The sequence below is a fragment of the uncultured Eudoraea sp. genome (assembly GCF_947258525.1).
Lineage (GTDB): Bacteria > Bacteroidota > Bacteroidia > Flavobacteriales > Flavobacteriaceae > Eudoraea.
Genome location: NZ_CAMYIP010000113.1, coordinates 12,443 through 35,892, shown reverse-complemented (window position 1 = coordinate 35,892; position 23,450 = coordinate 12,443). Strand labels below are relative to the sequence as shown.

18 protein-coding genes and 1 pseudogene are annotated in these 23,450 nt (G+C 38.6%); 11 read left to right on the top strand and 8 right to left on the bottom strand.

Annotated elements, in window-relative coordinates; genetic code table 11:
- Positions 1-215: pseudogene (locus Q0X89_RS18050) on the bottom strand (NAD(P)-dependent oxidoreductase); the annotation flags it as partial.
- 46 nt (positions 216-261) lie between these two features.
- Here Q0X89_RS18050 and Q0X89_RS08455 point away from each other — a divergent pair.
- Together Q0X89_RS08455 and pafA are read left to right on the top strand one after the other, a co-directional pair.
- Positions 262-609, top strand: a complete 348-nt coding sequence (locus Q0X89_RS08455; protein WP_297693095.1) for a hypothetical protein — start codon at positions 262-264, stop codon at positions 607-609.
- Between the two features lie 124 nt (positions 610-733).
- Positions 734-2,404 carry an alkaline phosphatase PafA gene (gene pafA, locus Q0X89_RS08450; RefSeq protein ID WP_297693093.1) on the top strand — a complete coding sequence of 557 codons (1,671 nt, stop codon included), beginning with the start codon at positions 734-736 and terminating at the stop codon, positions 2,402-2,404.
- A gap of 79 nt (positions 2,405-2,483) precedes the next feature.
- On the opposite strand, the gene Q0X89_RS08445 is transcribed toward pafA, so the two are convergent.
- Complete coding sequence (locus Q0X89_RS08445) at positions 2,484-3,545, bottom strand: hypothetical protein (protein ID WP_297693091.1); 1,062 nt, start codon at positions 3,543-3,545, stop codon at positions 2,484-2,486.
- 91 nt (positions 3,546-3,636) lie between these two features.
- Between Q0X89_RS08445 and Q0X89_RS08440 the strand changes: the two genes are divergently transcribed.
- Complete coding sequence (locus Q0X89_RS08440) at positions 3,637-4,329, top strand: hypothetical protein (RefSeq protein WP_297693089.1); 693 nt, start codon at positions 3,637-3,639, stop codon at positions 4,327-4,329.
- A gap of 97 nt (positions 4,330-4,426) precedes the next feature.
- Here the strand turns inward: Q0X89_RS08440 and Q0X89_RS08435 are convergent, their stop codons facing one another.
- Both Q0X89_RS08435 and Q0X89_RS08430 read right to left on the bottom strand, forming a co-directional pair.
- The gene (locus Q0X89_RS08435; protein ID WP_297693088.1) at positions 4,427-5,170 is read right to left on the bottom strand and encodes an NIPSNAP family protein; all 744 of its coding nucleotides are present in this window, start codon (positions 5,168-5,170) and stop codon (positions 4,427-4,429) included.
- A 33-nt stretch (positions 5,171-5,203) separates the two neighbouring features.
- Positions 5,204-6,190, bottom strand: coding sequence for an NAD-dependent epimerase/dehydratase family protein (locus Q0X89_RS08430; RefSeq protein WP_297693086.1), 987 nt, complete (start codon positions 6,188-6,190; stop codon positions 5,204-5,206).
- Between the two features lie 193 nt (positions 6,191-6,383).
- Between Q0X89_RS08430 and Q0X89_RS08425 the strand changes: the two genes are divergently transcribed.
- Positions 6,384-8,123: an arylsulfatase gene (locus tag Q0X89_RS08425; protein ID WP_297693084.1), complete on the top strand. Its 1,740-nt coding sequence runs from the start codon at positions 6,384-6,386 to the stop codon at positions 8,121-8,123.
- Between the two features lie 43 nt (positions 8,124-8,166).
- Here Q0X89_RS08425 and Q0X89_RS08420 read toward each other — a convergent pair whose 3' ends face one another.
- Positions 8,167-9,726, bottom strand: coding sequence for an aryl-sulfate sulfotransferase (locus Q0X89_RS08420; protein ID WP_297693082.1), 1,560 nt, complete (start codon positions 9,724-9,726; stop codon positions 8,167-8,169).
- Between the two features lie 238 nt (positions 9,727-9,964).
- Here Q0X89_RS08420 and Q0X89_RS08415 point away from each other — a divergent pair, with 238 nt between their 5' ends.
- On the top strand, positions 9,965-10,525 hold the full coding sequence (locus Q0X89_RS08415) for a hypothetical protein (RefSeq protein WP_297693080.1): 561 nt from the start codon (positions 9,965-9,967) through the stop codon (positions 10,523-10,525).
- Positions 10,526-10,563: 38 nt separating this feature from the next.
- Here the strand turns inward: Q0X89_RS08415 and Q0X89_RS08410 are convergent, their stop codons facing one another.
- Positions 10,564-11,508 (bottom strand): MBL fold metallo-hydrolase, encoded by a 945-nt coding sequence (locus Q0X89_RS08410; RefSeq protein WP_297693078.1) that lies wholly within the window; start codon positions 11,506-11,508, stop codon positions 10,564-10,566.
- Positions 11,509-11,725: 217 nt separating this feature from the next.
- On the opposite strand from Q0X89_RS08410, the gene Q0X89_RS08405 reads away from it, so the two are divergent.
- Positions 11,726-12,859 (top strand): DUF819 family protein, encoded by a 1,134-nt coding sequence (locus tag Q0X89_RS08405; RefSeq protein ID WP_297693076.1) that lies wholly within the window; start codon positions 11,726-11,728, stop codon positions 12,857-12,859.
- A gap of 223 nt (positions 12,860-13,082) precedes the next feature.
- On the top strand, positions 13,083-13,625 hold the full coding sequence (locus Q0X89_RS08400; protein ID WP_297693074.1) for a hypothetical protein: 543 nt from the start codon (positions 13,083-13,085) through the stop codon (positions 13,623-13,625).
- Positions 13,626-13,751: 126 nt separating this feature from the next.
- Here Q0X89_RS08400 and Q0X89_RS08395 read toward each other — a convergent pair whose 3' ends face one another.
- Together Q0X89_RS08395 and Q0X89_RS08390 are read right to left on the bottom strand one after the other, a co-directional pair.
- On the bottom strand, positions 13,752-15,974 hold the full coding sequence (locus Q0X89_RS08395) for a molybdopterin cofactor-binding domain-containing protein (protein WP_297693072.1): 2,223 nt from the start codon (positions 15,972-15,974) through the stop codon (positions 13,752-13,754).
- Positions 15,967-16,455, bottom strand: a complete 489-nt coding sequence (locus Q0X89_RS08390; protein WP_297693071.1) for a (2Fe-2S)-binding protein — start codon at positions 16,453-16,455, stop codon at positions 15,967-15,969. Before Q0X89_RS08390 ends, Q0X89_RS08395 begins: the two co-directional genes overlap by 8 nt.
- Before the next feature lie 148 nt (positions 16,456-16,603).
- Between Q0X89_RS08390 and Q0X89_RS08385 the strand changes: the two genes are divergently transcribed.
- The 4 genes from Q0X89_RS08385 (at position 16,604) to Q0X89_RS08370 (ending at position 23,352) form a co-directional block, all read left to right on the top strand.
- Entirely contained in the window at positions 16,604-16,984 is a 381-nt protein-coding gene (locus Q0X89_RS08385; protein ID WP_297693069.1) for a hypothetical protein, read from the top strand.
- Positions 16,985-17,091: 107 nt separating this feature from the next.
- A complete protein-coding gene (locus Q0X89_RS08380; RefSeq protein WP_297693067.1) occupies positions 17,092-19,341 on the top strand; it encodes a tetratricopeptide repeat protein in 2,250 nt (749 codons plus the stop codon).
- A gap of 178 nt (positions 19,342-19,519) precedes the next feature.
- Positions 19,520-21,982: a hypothetical protein gene (locus Q0X89_RS08375; RefSeq protein WP_297693065.1), complete on the top strand. Its 2,463-nt coding sequence runs from the start codon at positions 19,520-19,522 to the stop codon at positions 21,980-21,982.
- 143 nt (positions 21,983-22,125) lie between these two features.
- The gene (locus Q0X89_RS08370) at positions 22,126-23,352 is read left to right on the top strand and encodes an aminotransferase class V-fold PLP-dependent enzyme (RefSeq protein ID WP_297693063.1); all 1,227 of its coding nucleotides are present in this window, start codon (positions 22,126-22,128) and stop codon (positions 23,350-23,352) included.
- The last annotated feature ends 98 nt before the right edge of the window (positions 23,353-23,450 follow it).

The window sequence follows — 23,450 nt, the reverse complement described above, 5'->3', positions numbered from 1 at the left end:
TTTGTTGTTGTGATGATCATATGTGGTTTAAATTTTGAAATAAATTCTGTATTTTGAATTTTTTGTTTTTTTAATTTGATTTTTTTGGCTTTGAATAATTTATTAATTTGAGTATTTGCCGAATCACTAATTACTAGTATATCGCAATTTTGGGTTAATAGGGAATTGATTCTTTTTTCTGCCTCATTTCCTCCTCCAATGACTATTACTATTTTATTTTGAAGATTATACTATAAAACCCATACCAAAAACATAATAATTATGGGAAACTTACAGCTTACTGCCAGATTTCTAATACATGAGGGCAAAGAAGAAGAATTTAAAAGTATGGCAATGCAATGCATGAACATTGTAAGGGAAAAGGAGAAAGATACCACTTTGCAATACGACAGGTACTTTAATGAAGGTAATAATGAGTGTGTGGTAAGGGAAACATATGCAGATTCTAATACAATTCTCACGCATAAAGGCAATATTGAGGAATACCTTGGTAAGTTCCTGGAGATATCTGACTTTTACCCTGAGATTTACGGAAGTCCCTCAGAAGAGCTCATGAATGCTGTTGGAGGAATGAATCCCAAACTATATTCCTTCTACCAGGGTTTATGAATTTATAAATTGCGAGGTTATCTGCTTTAATTAATAAATTTTAACATTTTAACTGATTATCTTTGAGGTAAGGATATCTGGCAATATTTGCCGATTATGAACATACTTAAAGAGAAACAGTAATATGATTAGAGTACTAGCCATTGCCCTGCTGGTTGTTTTAAACGGAAACCTTCTGCTAAGTCAGTCGGATAAACCTAAACTGGTTGTGGGTGTCGTAGTAGATCAGATGAGATTTGATCACCTTTACAAATATCAGGACAGGTTTTCCAACGGTGGATTTAAGAGACTTATAAGGGAAGGATTTAATTATAAAAACACCCACTATAATTACATTCCAACAGTTACTGCCGCCGGACACGCATCCATATATAGCGGAACAACCCCTGCTATACATGGCATAATAGGGAATACATGGTATCAGAGAAGTTCAAAACAGACTATTACTAATATAGGAGATACGAATGAACTTATCGTGGGAACAGCTGATGTAAATAGCTATGGTGCTTCACCAAGAAATCTACTTTCAACTACCATCACGGATCAGTTAAGATTAGACTCCAGGTTTAGGGCTAAAGTAATCAGTGTTTCTCTTAAAGACCGTGGTGCTATTTTGCCGGGGGGATATACGGCTAATGCAGCTTACTGGCATGACTGGAAAGCAAGTCCCGGTTATTTTGTGAGCAGTTCATATTATATGGAGGAGTTGCCTGATTGGGTTAATAAGTTTAATAAATTAGAAAAGTCTGATTCCTATTTAACCGATTCATGGAGTACACTGTACCCAATAGATTCTTATAAGATGAGTGCCCCGGATGACAATAATTATGAACGGGCTATTGCAGGCAAAACCAGTGCTACTTTCCCATATGATTATAAAAGTATGAGGGAACGTTACAAAGAAATAGGTGCCGAATTTCAATTAATTTGGGTTACTCCCACCGGGAATTCCTTATTAACCGATTTTGCCATAGAAGCAATTAAAAGTGAAGATCTGGGAGCAGATGATATTACAGATTTTATTAATATTAGCTATTCTGTTACTGATGTTATTGGGCATACTTTTGGCCCTCAGTCTGTTGAGTTTGAAGATGTGATATTAAGACTGGACAGGGACATTGAAAATCTATTAAAATCATTGGATGCAACTGTTGGCACCGGAAATTATTTATTGTTTTTAACTTCTGATCACGGGTCCGTTCCTGTAGCTCCTTACTTGGCTGATAATAAACTGCCCACGGGAATTGCTAACATAAACCAATATCAGGTTGCTCTTCTAAGCCATTTAAACTCTAAATATGGAGTTAATCAATGGATTGAAAATTTCGAAGGAGAGTCAGTTTATTTAAACCATGATGTTATTAAGCAAAAAAAATTATCCCTAAGTGCTGTACAACGTGAAGTGGCAGATTTTCTTATAACGCTTGAAGAGGTTACCGGCGCTTTAACTGCTTCCGATTTACAATCGCAAAGTTATAGTTATGGCATGAACCAAATGCTTCAGAATGGCTATCATGCCAAAAGATCGGGAGACGTCCTTTTAATATTTAAACCGGGATATGTGCAGAGCCTGAACCCCAGAACAACAATGCAAAATTATAAAGGGACCACACATGGTTCGGGATATGCGTACGATACTCACGTTCCTATGTTATGGTTCGGGAAATCTGTACCCAAAGGTAAATCCCTTAGAAAAGTATCGGTTATTGATATTGCTCCCAGCATAGCACAAATGCTCAACATACCATATCCCAGCGGGACTACAGGGGAGCCATTGATAGAATTATTTGAGTGAAAATAATCCTTTAAAAGATAGAATTCAGCGGAGTATTTGGAAAGTTCAGAGGTGCACCAAAAAAAGTTGCAGATGGTTTCTATTTTAGTCTTGCAACACCTAATATTTCCTTTCTGTATGTGTTGTCGTTAGCTATAACCTCAAAAAATTCATTAATAAATCTTCTTGCCTTGGAAAATTCTTTTGGATCCTCAAAGCTAGATTCCAAATCATTAATGATTGTCAACATTTTACTTTTGTTATTCAGAAACTCCTTTCTTACTGTTTGATAGACCTCCGGATTACGCTTAAAACCTCTATATAACCTTTGGGTTACTTCTTCAATACTCAACACTTCTCCCTGAACCTGTGAGACCACTGCGTAGCTCGCATCTACCAGTCCGGACATATCAAAATCGTAAGGCACAGGTAAAATATTACCATCCACGAATAAAAGCTTTTCATTGTGGCGATAAGCCAAAGAATAATCAGTATTGCCAATCATAAATTGAAAAAAATCATTTCTTACGGAACAAAGATCATTCTGCTGCAGGGGATGTACGGATCTTTTAATTTGCTTACCATCACATCTGTCCTTCACTCTGTCAATATCTTCTATAAAAAACCCTTTTACAATAAAATTTTTTACTTTCTGCCCTTTTTCATCGGTGAAATCAATATTCAATAACCTGGTTTTAAAATGATAAGGAGATACCAGTTCATATAACTTATAAGCTATATATTCCTTTAAAACTTTATCGTTGTAGTCATTTTGCAGTACGCAGGGAAGTACGAGTTTTAGTTTCTTATTGCCTTCAAATAGAGTTCCGGCCGTTTCTGATTTTTTAATCTTCATTTTCACTGGCGGGAAATAGCAATTTTCCCTTCTGTAATTACCTCTTGCCCTAATTTTTACTGCTAAGGTATCCCAGGATTCATCACTGGTCATATAACTAATTTCACTTTCAATATATGTACTGTCATTTGTTTCTTTTCTTAAAACTTTGTTGGAATATCTAAGCTTAACAGGTATTGGGTCGTTTTTGCTAAAGAGCTCTGTGACCTGAATATCCTGGTCCGTAGCAGCTATTTCTTGTGAAAAAGTTGTTTCAGTTATAAAAAGACATATTGAAAGGAATAGAAAGATAGCTTGCTTTTTCACGAGATTGTAGTTAGATTTACTTTCATAAGATAATAAATTTTAAGCTATCGGACGCTACCTTTCCATATTAAATTACAGAACATTAATTGTATTGATTATTTCTACTGTTGTTACGTTTGTGGCATTTAGATTTAATCTCAATTTTTACGTAGATCTTACAATGCTAAGTATTGCCATAATATTTCCCCTGGTTTTTACAATACGAGGTTCATTCAGACGAAGGGAAAAGGCCCTGCAACATTTAAGTAAATTCAGAAGTGCGCTAAAGACTGTTCATTATTTTGTGATGAGCAACAAGGAACTTAGCGAGGAGAGTAAAAAAGAAATGACTGGTATTTTGCTAAATATTAGTGAGCAAACTATGGATCAACTAAAAAACAATGCAGATAGCACAAAAGATCTGGATGAAATAATTGATAAGGTGCTCAAGTTTATCGTAGCAAACGATCAAACTGTGTCTAAAAATTTAAAAGACAGGACATTTCGTTTTATGAAAGATCTCCACGAGGCCATAGAAAATTTGCACGCCATAAACACCCACAGAACACCCATTAGCCTTAAGGCTTATTGTCTTGTATTTATCTATATCTTCCCATTGATATATGTCCCAACCATTATAGATGAAGTTGGATTGGAAAACAATCAGGGAATAACCTATTTTATAGTAATACTTACCGAGTTTATCCTTATCTCTCTTTACAACATTCAGGATCAATTAGAATATCCCTTTGATGATATTGGTCTGGATGATATAAACCTTGAAACTTTTAAACTTAACAGATAGACCTGTTAAAAGTCACAAACTTGCCCTATTTGCATAACTGAAGATCATGACCAAACAAGAAGGTGATTTAAAGTTTTCTATTAGCGCCCTTCTAATTTTATAACTGAGAATAGGACAACGGCTTTAAAAACACCCTGTATATATTTGAAACCGTATTTGCATATTCCGGTAGCTTTACTATTCGTTGCCATTCCGGGTGGGGGCCAAATTTTGACCAATTAGCATCGCGTTCTGCCATATCCCTGAACGCAAGCAAATAGGTTAGACAAGGCATTTGCGGACCAGCAATTTTTTCCCCGAAAAAAACCGAATGAAGGCCTACTTCATCAAAAATGCTAAATTCACTTTCATTAAACATCTTTACTTTGCGCTGAAACGCGTCTTCATTATAGGCCTCATAGGTCCGTAATTCAAAAACCACGGACCCCTCTGCTGGTTTAACTAGTTTAGGCAGCCCATCAAATGCCGTGAATAATGAGGTAACATATCGTTCAACAGGAAAGTCTTCCTGTGCGGTATTGCTATATTCCTCAGACGCCCGTAGAAAAACCTGATCCTCACTGAGATTGCTTAATACTTTCTGATATCCATCTAAATCATTATAGGCTATTAATAAATAAATCTTCTTTGGCATGGCATCTCCAATTTCTTCAAATGCTCCAATATTGTTAATGCCCTGTTTGTTTAAAGCGGGTATCAACGCTTTTTCAAAATAGTCATGCAAGACTTTAGCAGATTTTCCAAACTTTAACTCATATTCACGGAATTCATAAACTTCTTTTTGACTGAACCCGAAAGTACACACTAAGAGAACAATTCCTAAGGCAATTTTTTTTATCATAATTTGAATTTTTAGTTGATTTTATATTCTGTGTTATTTACTCATTTTATAGGCACTAAGTATATTCTCAATCCTTTTGTTTTCCTCCGGGTCTATAATTTTCTTTTCAGGGTTTGCATCAAGCCAATGTAGGGTTCTTTTTATTCCTTCTGCAAAAGGGATTGTGGCTTTAAAAGCAGGGACAAATGTTTTTATCTTCGTATTGTCAAATATGACACTCTCGGCCTTATCGGCGAGTAAGGTCCCGGTATACGATGGTTCTATTTTGCAAATAAAATCCGAAGCAATATGGACAACTTTAGCCTTGCAACCCAGACTATCTGCAAGGATTTCATAGATCATGTTCCAGCTTAAAATTTCATCTGAAGTAATATGAAAGGCATGGCCTATAGCCTGCGCTAATCCCAATAATCCCACAAAACCAAGTGCAAAATCATCAGAATGTGTCACGGTCCACAATGATGTCCCGTCTCCGTGTATAATTATTTCCTTCCCTTTCAGAATTCGATCGGCTGTAGTATATTCCTTAAATCCGCCTATTGCTATGGGAATAACCGTGTCATATGTCAATGAAGGCCGTACAATCGTTATTGGAAATTCCTCTTCTCTGTATGCTTTCATTAATCTATCCTCACATTTAATCTTATTGTTGGAGTAATCCCATAAATTATTAAATAGTGGTGTAGACTCCGTGATAATGGGGTAACGCAATGGTGTCTGATAACAAGATGCAGAACTAATAAAAATGTATTGTTTGGTTTTCCCTTTAAATAGAGCGATATCCCTTTCAATATCCTCTGGTGTAAAGGCAATCCAGTTTACAACAACATCCCAGTTGTGCCCTTCCAATTCTGATAAACTAGCCGGATTGTTTATGTCGCCCAGAATAGTTTTTACCCCTTTTATTTCAATTTTGTTAATTCCTCTGTTCAGATGATATAAGGTTATTCCCTTTGAAACAGCCAACCTGCTGGAAGCGCTGCTAATATTACCTGTACCACCAATAAATAATACTTTCATAAGCGATTTAATAGGTTACAAAATACTGAATTATTGGGGATAGTCCATACTAAAGTGCAACATTCCTCATTGCGAGTTTTCTATACCACTTTTTCGAGGGTTCATCAATTAGTTATTATAAAACTGAATAATTAGCGTCTAAATGATAAATCCTTACCTTAGGGTACAAAACAAGAACCTGTCACGTCAAATAATGAATCGTAACAAACTCGCAAAACAAACTACATTTCTGCTTGTGAATTTTAGAATGTATTATGGCTTCATTAAAAACAATTTAACTTTCAATCTTAACAATACAAATTCTATTCTTACATTTTTATTAGTATTAATCGGAATTACAGGCTGTTCGGGAACTTCTGAGAAAACATCAATAGATACGGTAGATACAAGACCTAATATTTTAATCTTAGTGGCAGATGATCTGGGATATGCAGACCTGGGCTGCTATGGAGGGGATATTGCAACTCCCAATATTGATAGTTTAGCATCAAATGGTATTAGGTTTAGCAGGTTTCATACGGCGCCTATGTGTGCTCCTACTAGGGCAATGCTTCTAACCGGGAATGACAACCATATTGCAGGTGTAGGAAGGCAGGCATTAAGTGCACAGGTTTTTGGCTATGAGGGTTATCTGACAAACAGGGTTGCTACAATACCTGCCCTGTTAAGAAAAGATGGTTACCATACCTATATGGCCGGTAAATGGCATCTGGGCACCGGCAGGTCCGCCAATCCTTATGAAAAAGGATTCGAACGTTCGTTTGTACTCCTTGAAGGTGTTGGCAATCATTATAATAGCCAGGGACTGTTTAAAGGTATTCCTGTTTCGCATTACACGGAAGATGGTAAAGCTGCAAAATGGCCTGATGGGGAATATTCAACGGATCTTTATACGGATAAACTCATTGGCTATATAGATCAGTATAAAGATGATAATCGTCCTTTTTTTGCCTATGCAGCATATACTTCACCCCATTGGCCATTACAAGTTGATGAAGCCTATTGGAAAAAATATGAAGGCCGGTATAACGATGGTTATGAAAAATTAAAAGAGGACAGATTACTCAGTCTTCAGAGGGCCGGGATGATTCCTGAGGATGCGGTCTTACCTCCTTCTCATCCTGCGGTTAGATCATGGGATTCACTTTCAGGGACGGAGAAAAAAAGAGAATCAAGAAAAATGGAACTTTATGCAGGCATGGTTGATAATCTGGATGTTAATATTGGCCGTATCATAAAGTATTTAAAGGAAATCGGGGAGTACGAAAATACTCTGATAATTTTTATGTCGGACAACGGTGCAGCGGGTGAAGACTATTACAACAATCCTGGAATCAAACCTTATATTAATCCCTATTTCAATAACAACTTTGAAACCATGGGAGAAGCGAATTCTTTGATTTCTTATGGTCCTCAATGGGCAGAAGCCGGTTCTTCTCCCTTCAAATATTATAAGGAATATGCCACGAACGGAGGTATTATAGCATCCATGATTATGAGTGGCCCCATGGTGGTAAAGCAAAATAGCATCGTGGATAACTTTTTAACCGTAATGGATATTGCTCCTACCCTATATGAAATAGCCAACATAGACTATCCTTCAGAATTGAACGGAAATAAACTATTTCCATTAAAGGGAAAGTCATTGATGCCATTGCTTTCAGCTAAAGCAGATACTATACATGCCAGGGACTATGTTTTTGGAATGGAACACAGCGGCAATACGATGCTGAGAAAAGGGCAGTGGAAAATTACTAATTTCAGTGAGCCGTTTAATTTATCGGCATTTAAACTCTATAACCTTGATGAAGATCTAGGGGAAGTGTATGACTTAAAGAGTACAAACCCCAAAAAATATCAGGAAATGTATCAGGAGTGGACCAACTTTGCGAGTGAAATAAAAGTTCAGTTACCGGGCATCAGCTACGAGTAAACACACTATTTAAATTTAAAAAACAGATTTATCCCCAAATTACTTATGCCCCTTCTTTTTTTGGTTTAGGAGGAAGTTTAAATTCCTCAGGTTGTGGATCTAAAGGCTCTAACTTCTTCCCTTTTAGACCAGGATGATCTGCGGGGATAAAATTCGATCTGAATTGCCAGTATGCAAAGGGTATTGGTGAAACCGGTTCCCCATCTGAATGATGTATATTTCCACGATAGGGAGTCAGATATTCCCAGACAATTTCCCCTTCAGGTGTAACCTCAAAAAAGCGGCCTTTGGCCCCTTCATTTATAAAGGTATTGCCGTTTTGCATGCGTTGGGCACCTGAAATAAAGCTAGCATAAAAAGAAAGCGTATCTGGTGCTATATACTTCCAAACGGGTTCCTTCGGTCCAAATTTACCATCTTCTCCCCTAACATAATTACCTTCACTATCCATCGGGGTTTCCAATTCATAAACAGCGGAATAATCTAGGCTATCAGGCCCCATTGGAACATCATTATTAAAGACTGTAAGATTACCTGCTCCGGGCAGTCCTCTTTCAATCCACCGCACATCATGCTGACCAAACAATTTCTGATCAGTAGAATCGCCATGGTTATAATTTTTGGGATTTCCCCATCGGTACAAAAAGTCTCCACCGCGGCCCATTCGGCCTCCACTGTGACCGGCAGCTTCTTCGGTGGTTGTGCTGTGATCAATTATAAATATTTCATCTAAACTTGGGGAGCTAAAGACAATCTGATCCAGTTCAGCATTGTAATTAATAGCATTAAAATGATAAACATCGGCACCCCTGTTTTCAACAGTTTGGTTCCTCCATGCTCTTTTCAATTTATGCAACACCGCCATACTATCATGGGAAATAAGTGGAGGTATTTCCCCATCTTTATTAAAGTCGAGAAGTTCTGGATGCGCTGCTACATCCCCGTAATTATCTTTAGTTTCATCAAAATCCTGTATTAAATGATCCCATATATGCCATTCCCATACAATCTCAGCCCCATTATTGCCTTTAGGTTTTAATTCAACTATTTTATCCGGCCATAGACCTGCTTTTGGGGTAAATTCAGGTTTCCTCCCAGCCTGTAAAACCTCCTCCGCACTCTTAGCTTCCCAGGCAATGGTTAAAATATTACCATTAGGCATTACAGCTATGTCATGATGAGCAAGATATTCTTCTGTAGCGTATTCAAAGTCCCAAAGCATTTTGCTATCCCAACTGACCTTTTGTATCCTGCCAGAATTACCACCACCACCAAATACAGGAAAATCAGGATCTATTGACAAGAGTGTTAGCGAACCATCATCATTTAAATAAAAACTGGTTACCTCATAATTTCCTTTCCATTCGTGCACTACTTTTCCTTCCCGGTTAACCAGATATGTAGAAGCAGAATTTGCCGGTCTGAACAATACATATCCTGGAGCAAGACCTTCCGTAGTTTTTGTTAAACCACGCGGGATATAAAGTCCGAACATATTGCGGTCTTTATTATTCGTTTCTTCGGCTGTGGATTTTTTATCCGTGCAATGGGCAAGAATACCCACCAAAATAAAGGCAATAAGGTAGTTTTGAATTTTTTTCATGTTGGTTGGTTGCTATTTTTAAATAATTTGGATGTGAATATAATACTCTTACCAAAATATTGCCAGAAGGTTTTCAAAAAATCGTACTAATCCTGCTAAATAGCGAATAACAGTCTTATTAGTTTGTCTTTATTTGGTTATCTTATGCTTAAAACCAAATAACTCAGGACCAATGAATATCCTTTACCAACTTTCTGTTCTATTTTTGCTAATCTCATGTTCTCAAAAGCAGGAATCTATGAAACATATATTTTATTTACATGGAATGATTATCGAAGTGCAAGGCATTAAAGCCGTTAGTGATCAATTTGGTCCCTATGAGTATACTAGCATTATAGATTCTCTTCAAGCCACAGGCGCGGAGGTTCATGCAGAAGTTCGCACGGATAAAACCGACTTTTTCGAATTTGGAAAGAAAATTTCAAAGCAAATTGATGGGTTGATAGCAAAAGGGGTGTCACCTTCAGATATAACCGTCATAGGCGCATCTAAGGGTGGTATGATAGCCATGTACATTTCTGATATTAATACCAATAATGTGAATTATGTTCTTCTGGGGTCTAGCAGCGACTATTCTCAGAAAACTTTTGACTTTAACCTTCATGGAAATATCTTAGGAATTTACGAAAAATCAGATGATGTTGCGGGCAAAGATTATCAGCATTGGATAAAGAAATCTACAAATGCGAAAAGTTTTAAGGAGCTTCAGATCAATACCGGTCTTGGACATGGTTTTTTATATACCCCGAATAAGGCGTGGTTGGATCCTGCCAGAAAAATGATAAATGGTAAGGATTAAAACTACCATAATGCTATTTATATTTACCATCACAGGCATCACAAAGAAATACATGCAAGATCTTCCGCCAAAATAATGGTTCCTTTAAAATTGGCCTTTACAAGTTCTATGTTCGAGTTTAAATCTGAGAGGCTAAATTCCCTGGCACGGACATGCGAAGAATCTAACTTCATCAAATGACTTAATACCACATTCTGAACACCGGATTCCTGTGCTACCTTACCCACTTTGCCTGGTTTAGCATGAAGGTTTGTAAATGGTTTATCAGCAACTTCAGAAATCGCTAAATGCAGTACAAGTAGGTCGGCTCCTTTTACAAAATCAATAAACCCGGGGCTATCCAGGGTTTGATCTGCACCAAATACAATACTCTTGTTGTCCATAGTTACTTTATAAGCCAGTGAAGGTTTATTCGCGTGGTTTACCCCTATTGCCGCCACCTCAAACATATCATTTTTATAGATTACAGCTGTGGAATCTTTTTGTGGAAACACCTCAATAGTATTTATTCTTGTAAAGGCATCTATGGGGGCTGCCATATCATGTATGGCAGACAAATACCCTTTAAGACCCTCAGAGCCATCTCCTCCAGGTCCGGAAACATTTAATGGTGCAGACCGGTTGGAAAATATGTCGGACCACAGTAACGCAGGTAATTCTGACGCATGATCCGGATGAAAATGACTTATTCCAAGAAACGCAATATCTCGTATATGGGCTCCTGCCTGTTGCAAACGAAGATAGGTACCTCCTCCTGCATCTATCATCACAAGGGGGCTTCCATTTAACCAAACTAGATAGCCTGTAGATGCCCTTCTATCTCCGGCAGCAGGACCCCCGGAGCCCAAAATCTGTAGTGTAACACCTTCATTAGAACACCCCTCATTAATCTCAGCTGTTTTCACTAAGGGTTCAGTTTTTGGCTTTTTTTTGCAGCTTGTAAAAACCACTAATAAGATTAGAATACTAAAAACATTTCTCATAGGAATTGCATTTGGCTGATTGCTGTAACCATACTATATGTGGTTATTTATGCGGATTTACCATCCTCCCAGAATGGATATTCTTCTTATCAAATCTGAATGTTATCATCTTTTATAAAGATAACGAAAGATATATATCCGAGTATCTATATTTACGTAAGCTTTTGTAAAGCTTACCCACGTATATCGGAGAACATTATTTTGATATCTTTAACCAATGAACTTCGTTACAAATCCAATTTATGTACTAGGTGTATTATGTTTATTGGTGATCATTGCGGACTACGCAGCGAAAACAAGAATTGGTAAGAAGTTAGGAGCTGCTCTATTGGTGATACTTTTTACGGCAGTAATCGCCAATCTAAACTTAATTCCTTCCGCTTCCAATTCAATTCCGCTCTACGACGGCATTTTTACTTATTTGGCTCCCATCTCCATTTTTTATTTATTGCTGGGGGTTAACCTTAATTCAATTAAGAAAGCAGGAGCGCCGATGATCATTTTATTTTTGATTGGTTCTTTGGCTACCACATTGGGAATACTGGCTGCCTGGACTCTAATCTCACCGGAGCAGATTCTGGGTGAAGATGGAAAAATTATTGCCGGAATGCTTACAGGAACTTACACAGGAGGAAGCGTAAACTTTAATGCCGTTGCCCTTGAATACGATTTTCAGGAGCGAGGTATTCTCTACGCCGGAACCATTGCGGTAGATAATGTAATTACAACGATTTGGATCATAGCCACCTTATCTATTCCCGCTATCCTAAGAACATTCTGGAAGGATAAAAAGGTAAAAATGTCAAAGCAGGAAATGGAAGGGGAAGACAAAGAAAAGCTGACTTTCAATTCACTTATCTGGCTAATTTTTCTCGGTATTGCGGCCTATTATGTATCGGAATTGATAAGTAGTGTATTCCCCAAAATCCCGTCAATCTTAACCTTGTCCACAATAGGCATTTTACTGGCCCAAATAAAGTTTGTGCAGGGCTTAAAAGGCAGCCATTTCCTTGGATTGTACCTCGTTTATATATTTCTGGCAGTAATTGGGGCCTATTGCGAAATAAGCTCGGTTATTGAATTAAAAGAGGTGGGGCTTACTTTATTGTCTTTTGCTTCCCTGGCAGTTTTTCTTCACGGAATTCTAGTGATATTGCTGGGAAGTCTTGTTTACCGGGATTGGGAAATGATTTCCATAGTAAGTCAGGCCAATATAGGGGGAGGCACTACTGCCATAGCCCTTGCTGAAACATTTGACAGGAAAGAACTCATCTTACCTGCCATCCTGGTGGGAACATTAGGTAATGCCCTGGGCACTTATTTAGGTTTTCTTGTGGTGTATTTATTATGACAAGGTTTAAGACAGCTAATGAAAGTCTGATTTTGATTATTAAAAATCTAGGAGAAATAACTGCTTAACGGAAAATATCCAGGGATAGTATTTAGGTCATTTTACATCCTAAAATACGTTTTAGTAGTATTTTGACTACAAAAACTAACCTTTGACCACATTTTTTTTTATAATTCAACAAAGTTTAGCTCTTTTACAGTCCCTAATCTTTAAATAAAATACCATGACTACCAAATTCCTACTATCCCTTACATTTATTTTGACTACTTTATGGGTATCCGCTAAATGCGATAATACCTATACATCAGCATCGTACGCGCTAAACCATGCTAAGAAATCTATTAGTGCCAAAAATTTCGATCATCAAAAATATTATGCGTATAAAGCTCTGGAAGCCTTGGAAAAAGCTAAGCAATTAATTGAATCATGTGGCTGTGACAAAGCTGTGGATCCCATGTTAGATGGAATTGAGAATTTAGAAAAGGCTTCAGACCCTAAAGATTTTGAAATGGGCAGGTATTATACCAAACAGGCTTTTGGCGATATTCAAGACCTTATCAACGAATTAGATATCTATACTCAAGACTATTTGGATACCAATGATGATTCAGATGTTCCAATGGAAACGGAAAATGTAGAAAAGAAATTATTACAAAAGGAACTATCGCAAATTAAAAATCAGCAATTAGTACTCGCCAGAAAACAGGAAATACTGGAAAAACGGAAAAAAGAAATAGAAGAGAAGCTTATTAATCCAAGCTATTAGATAAGCTTTTTAAATAAATTTAATAATAAGGAAGCCTGTAAAATCAGGCTTCCTTTGTATTTAAACAGTATTGATAAGACCAGATTCTATCTAAAAATCAGTCGTGCTGACGTTAATGAGTTTTTATTACCCTAATATCTTCGCGTTGGCCTTCAATTCATGATTTTTTACGGGTAGTTCGCGGATCCGAATTCCGGAAGCATTAAAAATTGCATTCACCACAGCCGGGGCAATTCCTGGCGTACTGGGCTCTCCTGCACCACCCGGCCAGTTATCGCTTGTGACGATATGAGTTTCAATTTTAGGGTTTTCGTTCATACGAAGCATTTGGTAATCATGAAAATTACTCTGCTTTACCGCCCCGTTTTCAATTGTTATTTCGCCATATAGGGCAGCTGTTAAGCCAAATACAATACCACTTTCCATTTGAGCAGTAAATCCATCCGGATGAAACGCAAAACCGGGATCAGCTACGCAAACCACTCTGTGGACCTTTAGAGAGTTTTCTACTATTTCTATCTCTGCCACCTGGGCAACTATGGTACCAAAAGACTGATGAAGTGATATACCCCTGCCCCAGTTAGCCGGGAGGGTTTCTCCCCAATTGGCTTTCTCGGCAGCCAAATCCAGCACCTTTAAATATCGCGGCGCATTTGTAAGATGTTCCCTCCTGAACTGATAAGGGTCTTTATTGGCTTTGAACGCCAGCTCATCCATAAAGGATTCTGTAAAAAATGCGTGCATGGAAGAGTCAACACTCCGCCAATACCCCCAGGGTATATGAGTTTCACTGTTGGTATAATGAATAAATTGATTGTCAACGCTATAAGGAATATGTGGGGCTTCTTCCGGATCGTGCTTAAACAGGAACTGATTGTTCCAGGCACTGATTTTACCTTCCCCAGTAAGACTCGCTTTAAAACGACTTATGTTGGCTTCCCTGTAATGATCCTGTCTGATGTCCTCTTCACGAGACCAGATGAGCTTAACCGGATAGTCTACTTCTTTAGCAATCAGCGCTGCCTGTATAGCTACATCGGGCACAGATCTTCTACCAAACCCACCTCCCAGATATTGGTTATGAATCAGCACCTTCTCCTGATCCAGATTCAGTACTTCGGCTACACTATTGGCAAATCCCAAAGGGTTCTGACTTCCCACCCAAATCTCGCAACCATCCTCTTTGACCAGAGCTGTGCAATTCATGGGTTCCATTGTGGCATGGGCTAAATAAGGCACCCTGTATTGGGCCTCTATCACATTGGTAGCCTCTTTAAAAATTTTATTTATGTTTCCTTTTTTAACATCTTTTTCTTCATTCCCCTCAGAAATTGCGGCATCCATATCCCTTAAATACTGCTCATAAATATCGTTCAGTCCTACCGTGTCATTATCACTTTTGTCGAATTCAATGGGCAATTCGTTTATGGCCTTTTTGGCCAACCAATAACCATCGGCAATAACTGCCACGGCGCCTTCAAGTTTCACAATTTTGTGCACACCAGGCATATCCTTAATAGCACCAGCATCCAAGGGCTTTGCCTTAGCTCCAAAAACAGGAGATGCCTTTATGGCTGCATATTTCATATTTGGCAAGGATACATCAATTCCAAAATTTGCCGTTCCATCTACCTTTGACGGAATGTCAAAACGTGGTGGAGAGGTTCCCATTATATTAAATTCTTCCGTTGTCTTAAGACGTGGTTTGGCCGGTTGTGCTAAGTTGGCTGCTTTAACAACAAAACTGGAAAAAGGTTCCGTTCTATTACTAGGTGGGTGAGAAATAGTACTATTCTTAACTACTAATTCCTCCATGGCGACTTCCCATTCCTCAGAGGCAGCCTCTAATAAAACTGCCCTTGCTGCGGCACCAGCCACTCTCATAGCTAACATGCCCGTAAAACGTACTGAAGCACTTCCACCGGTCATTTGAAGACTTATCTGTTTAGTGGCTGTTAGAAAAAAGCCGTCAACAGTTCCGATAAGCATGGAAGGAATGTCTTTTGGACCCATTATAAATCCTTTTGCCATAGCGTAATTGGCATATTCTTCATTCCCCGGAGCTTCTAACATTGTAATTGTTTCCCAATCCGCATCCATTTCGTCGGCCAGCATCATGGGCAAAGTGGTATGAACCCCCTGCCCCATTTCGGCATGAGGAACAACAACGGTAATGGTGTTATCCGCGTTAACTTTCAGCCAGATATTAAGCACCGTATCTCCTTCATCAGCAATTAAATCCCTGACTTTCCCCGCACGATTTCCCGGTCTTATGGCAATTCCGACTACCAAGGCACCTCCGGTTAATACTCCTGTGGTAATAAACGCACGTCTGGTCCACTTACCCATTGTTTTCTGTATTTATGATTGATTTCGCAGCTAATTCTTCTGCAGCTAATTTGATTCCTTTTTTAATACGCGAATAGGTGCCACAACGACAAATATTGCCACTCATAGCCTGATCTATTTCCTCATCCGTTGGCGAAGCTGTCTTTGCCAATAAGGCATGTGCAGTCATGATTTGCCCGGACTGGCAATAACCGCACTGAGGAACCTGTTCTTGAATCCACGCACGTTGTATGGTATGTAGTTCAGCGTCATTAGCTATGCCCTCTATAGTAGTGATTTCTTTGTCAACCACAGCTTGTATAGGTGTAAGACAAGATCGTATGGCTACGCCATCAAGCTGTACCGTACAGGCACCACATTGTCCTATGCCGCAACCAAATTTGGTTCCGGTTAAACCGGCCTGTTCGCGAATTACCCACAATAAAGGAGTTGCCGGATCAACATCTACCTCAAAATTCTCGTTGTTTATTTTTAAAATCATAATGATATATATAAGCATATTGGTTAATGAAAAACCCACCTTATAGATTTACCTAAACTACAGTAAATTATGGCTTCCGTCAAGTTAAATACTCAATTATTTTTCAAATTATAATTTGTATATTAAGTACTGATTTACCTCATTAGCAATGAATTGGAAAGTTGAGTTTGACGAAAAATATCAGATGGTTGTTTTAGCCTACAACGGTGCTAATTCCGCAAAGGACATATTTGACTCATCTTTCTCCGCTATTGAACTCACCAATAAAAAAAAGGCATACAAAATACTGATGGAGTCACAGAATATTATAACTAAATTAAACAGGGCAGACGTTTTTAAGCTTACCTTTGAATTGTACAACAAATGGGGTATGAATAAATCTATTCGTATCGCATTTCTGAAACCTAAGGACATTGAAGCACAACAAATGGCTTCATTCTACGAAATATCTACCAGGAACCTGGGTTGGGAAACAAAAATTTTTCCGGAAAGAAAAGTGGCCCTTAAATGGCTGTTGAAAGACTATTAAATAACTGATACAAATCATTGCCTTTTAAAATAACTGCACTTAAATTGATCGAGAATAATAATTCTTTCGGTCATTCAAATGACTTGTTAGTATAACGGTATCTTCACATGCAACAGCATCGACTCGCAGCTATAATGTTTACCGATATTGCAGGCTATACTGCCTTAATGGGTTCAGATGAGGATCGTGCATTTGAAATGTTAAAGAAAAACCGCGATATACATACTCAATTTCTTAAAAAATATAACGGAACCCTCGTCAAGGAAATGGGAGATGGGATGTTAATCAGTTTTGATCTTCCCTCTGACGCGGTCCGCTGTGCAATTGAAATTCAGATAGCTTGTCGCGAAAAAAACATTCCATTGCGAATAGGTATCCATGAGGCAGAAGTGGTATTTGACGGTTCCGATGTATTTGGCGACGGAGTGAACATTGCCTCCCGCATACAGGCCTCTGCCGAAGAGGGTTGTATTAGCATATCAGAATCCGTCTACCGGGATGTTAAAAATAAGCCGGATATAAAAACTCAATTTATAGAAGAGAAGTCCTTAAAGAATGTAGATGAGCCGGTAAGGATGTATAATGTAAGTTGTGAAGAAATTTTGGTTAGAGAAAACTATGCTGAGAATTTAGTACAAGATCAGCGAAAATCTATAATTGCCAGAATCCTTAGAATAACAACACCTATCCTTATTACCATTGCTATTGCCATTATTATTTTTATTACCTACGGTAGCACTACCATTCCATTTACTGAGCGGGATTGGATTGTGATAGCTGATTTTGAAAATTTAACCGATGAAACAATTTTTGACCATTCTTTGAATACTGCCTTTACTCTTAGTATAAATCAATCTCGATATTTAAATGTTTTGACCCGGAAGAGAATGATAGAGACTTTAAAGCGAATGGAAAAAGAGAACATTACTAAAATTGATGAAGAAACCGGCAATGAAATAGCTATTCGAGAAGGGGTCGAAATTTTTATTGTTCCATCCATTAGCAAGGTGGGTACCCGGTATATTCTTACTACTAAAATCCTGGATACCAAAACAGCAGATATCTTGAAATCAGAAGTCCTTTACGCGGAAGATGAGGATGAGATTATTGATAAACTGGATAAACTTAGCAAGAAGATCAGGCGAAGTCTTGGTGAATCTATTAATATGATCTCTGATCAAAGTAAACCACTAAAGAAAGTAACTACCTCTTCTTTACAGGCACTTAAACAATATTCGCTTGGTATTGAAAGTCATCTGCTCCTTGATTTTGAAAAGGCAAAGATATATTATGAAAACGCCATACGTCTTGATAGTAATTTTACAGCGGCGAAAGCTTCACTGGGAAATTTACTTTTTGAGAAATTTGATCGGAACGAGGGGCGCAAATGGCTGGATGAAGCTATACTCTCGATTGACAATCTAACCGATAGGGAAAAATTTGCCATTCTTGCTTTTTATGCTGTAAATATTGAAAATGACCTTGACAAGGGTATTGCATATACAAAAAGACGAATTTCATTATATCCGGATGATCCGGCGGCGCATAATAACCTGGGTTGGTATTTTCAAAAACAAGGTCATTATGATATGGCATTGGATGAATACAAAAGAACCCTTCAGATAGATCCAAATATGATGCTTACCCATAGTGGAGTAATCTGGATATATCTTGAATTTCTTGGCCAAATAGATTCTGCATTAGTCTGGTCTAATCGCATGGTTAAATATTCACCTGATAATCCCTGGGCTTATTTTTATCTTGGCTCAAGCTATGTAGGATTAAATGAATTTGAGAAAGCTGAGGCATCATATCTTAAGGCGGCTGATCTTAATCCTAATTTGTTAATGAATCAATACAGATTGGCACATGACTACCGGCTTCAGGGAATGTATGACAAAGCAATTGAGGTTTTGGAATCAATCCTGCAAAAAAATGCTCATGAATCCTCTGCTCACTATGATCTGGGAATAAATTATGAATTATTGGGGAAAAGGGAAATCGCCAGAAATCACTTTCTGGAATTTCGGAAAATCTCCAAAAAATGGCTGGATGAATATTCGAATGACCCGAAAACATATATTTATAACGGGATTATACTTACTCGGTTAGGAGAAAAAGATGCCGGTTGGGAAATTGGAAAGCGCGCAATGGAACTCGACTCAACAATTTATTTTGAATATTCTCAATTACTGGCAGTGCAAGGCCAAAAAATTGAAGCCCTGGACTATTTAGAAAAAGCGCTTGAAGATGGATATAGGGACCTGGTTTGGATAAAACTTCATCCGGATTTACAAATATTGCACGAGGAAGAAAGGTTTAAGAATTTAATGAATAGCTACTTTACAAGTCTCTGATATTTTTTATCCGGAGGTTTTAAATGAATTAAAATTCTGACTTAAAAGCAATCACTCAACTGCTTATTGATTTCATTAAGAGACACTACCATTATAAAAACTCAAAACCTGGATTTAATTAACAATTTTTTAAAAATAAGGGGATTGATCAACCACCACAAAAGTTTTATATTTGAGTATGAGAAAAATCCTCTATGTAGTGTTACTTTCTGTAATCTTTTGCAGCAATCTTCTGGCACAAAACAACACCACTATTAAAGAATCTTACGAATCCTATTTTGAAGTACCGAGAGAGTCTGTATTTCTGCACTTAAATAAGAGCACTTATGTAGTTGGCGAAGAGCTTTGGTATAGTGCGTACGCATACGACAGAAAAAATTATGTACCCTTTACCCAAACCACAAACCTGCACGTGGCCTTATACAATGAAGAGGGAATCCCAGTAGTAAATCAACTGGTGATGATGGTTAACGGGCATGCCAAAGGGAATATCAGTATAGACTCCACCTACGCTAGTGGCGATTACTTTATAAGAGCCTCGACCAACTGGATGAGGAACTTTAAAGAGGATGATTCCTTTTTACAAAAGATACAGGTCATTAATGAAAATGTAAAGGTCAGGCAACTGGGTGAATCAAATTACGATCTCCAGTTGTTACCGGAAGGAGGCCACCTTGTGGAAGGATTGGAGAGCGTCATAGGTGTCAAGCTAATCGACAGCGATGGTCGCGGTGTAATTTTTAACAAGGGTAGCCTGATTAATGATCACGGCAGAACAGTTATGGATTTCAAGGGGAATGCCTTCGGAATGGCAAGTTTTCCCATTCGTCCACTAAATGGCAGTTACAATGTGAGCATTAAACTGGGAGACAACAGGGTGGTAAAAGCTCCCCTGCCCCCGGTATCAGAAAAAGGCATTGTCCTCAGGGTAGTCAATAATCATGGAGACAATGAGCTACTAATTGCAATGGCTACCAATAAAAAAACCTTAAAAGACATCAGGAATAAGAATTTCCGGCTGTTGGTGCACAAGGACGGGGACATTGCAACGACCAGGTCTGTCACCTTTGATAATTCACAAAGAGAAACCCTCCTTTCTATAAACAGGAAGCTACTCTTCCCGGGGGTAAACACGGCAACACTCTTTGATGAAGAAAACAAACCTATTGCAGAGCGCCTTTTCTTTAACCCTTTGGAATTAAAAGACATGCAGGCCGAAGTTTACATTGATGAGAAGCTAAAGGATTCCCTGGCTATTGGCATTAGCGTCTCATCAGCTTTCGCAAATAATGGAAGTCTCAGTATTTCAGTCTTACCCTTGGCTACCAGGGCCTACAACCAAAAAGTCAATATTTTATCTGAATTCCTTTTAAAACCTTACATAAGCGGATATATTGAGAACCCGGCGTATTATTTCAGGGGATTTGGGCCTAAAAGGAACTTCGACCTGGACCTTTTACTGCTTACGCAAGGGTGGAGCAGGTACGAATGGAGGAATATCTTCAACCATGCGCCCAATGTCAACTTTAATTATGAAAATGGGCTCACCCTAAAAGGGCGCTTCAACAACATTGATACGGAAAAGTATCCGCAATTTGTTATGGAAGATTCCAGATATCATAATTCACGAGTAGTGGAATTGGAAGGGCCTGATTTTAGTATCCCAAACCTTTTGGTTCAAAAGGGAGAAAAAATAGGAATAAAGCTGGTTAAAGATAATGGTGAGCTAAGGTCCCCTGGTCTTTACGCGAGGCTCCTGACTTCTTCATGGCCAGGAAATTTATCGAATAGTCAATTAAATAACACTTCTGATATATATGCTTCGGGACTACCTCAATTAGACTACAAGCTGGAGAACAAAACCACTTTTTTAGATGAAGTGAAACTAGTTGGAGAAAAACGAAAATTTTCAAGTATTATTGGCCAGGAAGAACTTGTCGTAGATCAACAAGTGGTTAATATGTATCCAAGGGTGACCGATATTATCAGAATGAAAGGGTATAATATAAAAGAGGGATTGGGCGCTGTTGGGGTAAGCAATAGAAGAACCGGTGGTGCTAACCCTGTAATTTATTTGGATGGTACACGCCTTTTAGCGGAAGAACCTCCTCCGGCATCTTCTTCCTCTTCTTCTCAAAGTCAGAGTAATGATTTCGGAGCTGCAGAGAAGACTCCAGGTACCCCTGTAGCTTCTACCTTTCAGAGTAGTGCTAGTTTTTTTAGTTTTCTTTATGAGCTCTATACTGCCGAGATTGAGCGCATTGAGGTTGATCCCAGACCCAATATTTTGGAAGGGCCAGCTGGTGCAGGTGGTGTAATCAGAATTTGGACCAGAAGGACTCCGCTTCAGGGGAGCTCCGCTAATGCTGATAAAAGAAAATTTATTGATACTACCTATGGCTTTGATGTTCCAAAAAAGTTCTATTCCCCAAAATACATTTATGCAAGTCCCCTTTTTGAGCTAACAGGAGCTATCCACTGGGAACCTCAGCTGTCCATTGACTCCAAAGGAAAAGCAATATTTAACATTGCAGATACAAGAACTCAAAATATTTCATTCTATATAGAGGGTATGTCTGAAGATGGTAATCTCATCTCCACAATTAAAACAATTAACCTGGCAGAAAAGAGCAATCCCTGAGTATCGATCGCTCCTCAGTTCATAAAACACATAATTATTCGGTGCTTATCATAACAAAGGTTGTGTTAAATAATTCTCTATCTTAGAAAAACAACCAATTGCTCTGAATTGCGATCAACTCTTTGTAAACATTCTCATTAGTTATGAAACTCGATTTACCATTTATACGTGCACAATTTCCTGCGTTTACCGAACCTTCGCTTAAGGGTTGGGCATTTTTTGAAAATGCAGGGGGCTCCTATCCCTGTATCCAATTCATTGATAAATTGACTGCCTTTTACATGAAAAATAAGGTGCAGCCCTACTATCCCTATCCCGCATCCATGAAAGCAGGAGAAATGATGGACACTTCTTATAAACGGATGGCAGAATACCTCAATGTAGATGCCTCTGAAATACATTTCGGCCCGTCAACTACTCAAAATGTCTATGTTTTGGCCAACGCCATGCGTCCTATGTGGAAAGACGGGGACGAGATCATTGTTTCATGTCAGGATCATGAGGCCAATGCCGGAGCATGGAGGCGATTAGCGGAACGGGGAATCAAAATTGTAGAGTGGCATGTAGATAAAGATTCAGGATTGCTAAGCCAGGAGGACTTGGACCGTTTATTCTCTGAGCGAACCAGGATGGTGGCATTTCCACATTGCTCAAATGTGATTGGCCATATGAACCCGGTAAAAGAAATAAGTGAAAAGGCACATGCCTATGACGCACTTTGCGTGGTAGACGGTGTTGCATACGCTCCCCATGGCTTGCCCGATCTAAAAGAGTTGGAGGCAGACATTTATTTGTTTTCTTTATACAAGACCTTTGGGCCACATTTAGGGTTGATGTACGTTAAAAAGGATTTGATAGTAAAAATGGAAAACCAGTCGCATTTTTTCAAGGAGGGTATCACCCGAAGTATGTTAACTCCGGCTGGCCCTGATCATGCCCAAATTGGATCAGTTAGCGGTATTTTGGATTATTTTGATGCCGTTTATGCACATCATTTTACACAAAAGGCAATGCCTTCTCAAAGAAACAGGGCCCTAAACGGTTTATTTCGTTCACAAGAAAAATCTCTCCTGGAGCCAATACTTGAGTTTTTAAGATCCCGTGATGATATTCGGATTTTAGGTCCTCATAAAACCGATGGAAGGGTCCCAACGATTTCGATCCTTCCTCTTAATAAAAGTGTTGAGAATGTGTATTCTGCCCTAACCAGCCATAAACTGATGTTAGGTATGGGCGATTTCTATGCCGTGCGCCCTCTTATGGATATGGGTATCCCGTTAGAACCGGGCGTATTGCGAATGTCTTTTTTGCATTACACAAGTCTGGAGGAGATTGATCAGTTAATTACCGGGTTAAAGACCGCCTTATAGTAAACACCTAAATCGTTCGAGTGTCCCGCCAGGGTCGAATACCTCTCCTTTTATTTCATAGGAAACATCCTCTAGATACGTAGCTGCGTGAAATATAT

Bases quoted from the DNA above. Each gene is read 5' to 3' on its own strand.
- Q0X89_RS08385 (WP_297693069.1), top strand. From the start codon at position 16,604: ATGAATTGGAAAGTTGAGTTTGACGAAAAATATCAGATGGTTGTTTTA.
- pafA (WP_297693093.1), top strand. From the start codon at position 734: ATGATTAGAGTACTAGCCATTGCCCTGCTGGTTGTTTTAAACGGAAAC.
- Q0X89_RS08380 (WP_297693067.1), top strand. From the start codon at position 17,092: ATGCAACAGCATCGACTCGCAGCTATAATGTTTACCGATATTGCAGGC.
- Q0X89_RS08425 (WP_297693084.1), top strand. From the start codon at position 6,384: ATGAATCGTAACAAACTCGCAAAACAAACTACATTTCTGCTTGTGAAT.
- Q0X89_RS08400 (WP_297693074.1), top strand. From the start codon at position 13,083: ATGACTACCAAATTCCTACTATCCCTTACATTTATTTTGACTACTTTA.
- Q0X89_RS08455 (WP_297693095.1), top strand. From the start codon at position 262: ATGGGAAACTTACAGCTTACTGCCAGATTTCTAATACATGAGGGCAAA.
- Q0X89_RS08390 (WP_297693071.1), bottom strand. From the start codon at position 16,455: ATGATTTTAAAAATAAACAACGAGAATTTTGAGGTAGATGTTGATCCG.
- Q0X89_RS08430 (WP_297693086.1), bottom strand. From the start codon at position 6,190: ATGAAAGTATTATTTATTGGTGGTACAGGTAATATTAGCAGCGCTTCC.
- Q0X89_RS08375 (WP_297693065.1), top strand. From the start codon at position 19,520: ATGAGAAAAATCCTCTATGTAGTGTTACTTTCTGTAATCTTTTGCAGC.
- Q0X89_RS08435 (WP_297693088.1), bottom strand. From the start codon at position 5,170: ATGATAAAAAAAATTGCCTTAGGAATTGTTCTCTTAGTGTGTACTTTC.
- Q0X89_RS08415 (WP_297693080.1), top strand. From the start codon at position 9,965: ATGAAACATATATTTTATTTACATGGAATGATTATCGAAGTGCAAGGC.
- Q0X89_RS08370 (WP_297693063.1), top strand. From the start codon at position 22,126: ATGAAACTCGATTTACCATTTATACGTGCACAATTTCCTGCGTTTACC.
- Q0X89_RS08405 (WP_297693076.1), top strand. From the start codon at position 11,726: ATGAACTTCGTTACAAATCCAATTTATGTACTAGGTGTATTATGTTTA.
- Q0X89_RS08420 (WP_297693082.1), bottom strand. From the start codon at position 9,726: ATGAAAAAAATTCAAAACTACCTTATTGCCTTTATTTTGGTGGGTATT.
- Q0X89_RS08410 (WP_297693078.1), bottom strand. From the start codon at position 11,508: ATGAGAAATGTTTTTAGTATTCTAATCTTATTAGTGGTTTTTACAAGC.
- Q0X89_RS08395 (WP_297693072.1), bottom strand. From the start codon at position 15,974: ATGGGTAAGTGGACCAGACGTGCGTTTATTACCACAGGAGTATTAACC.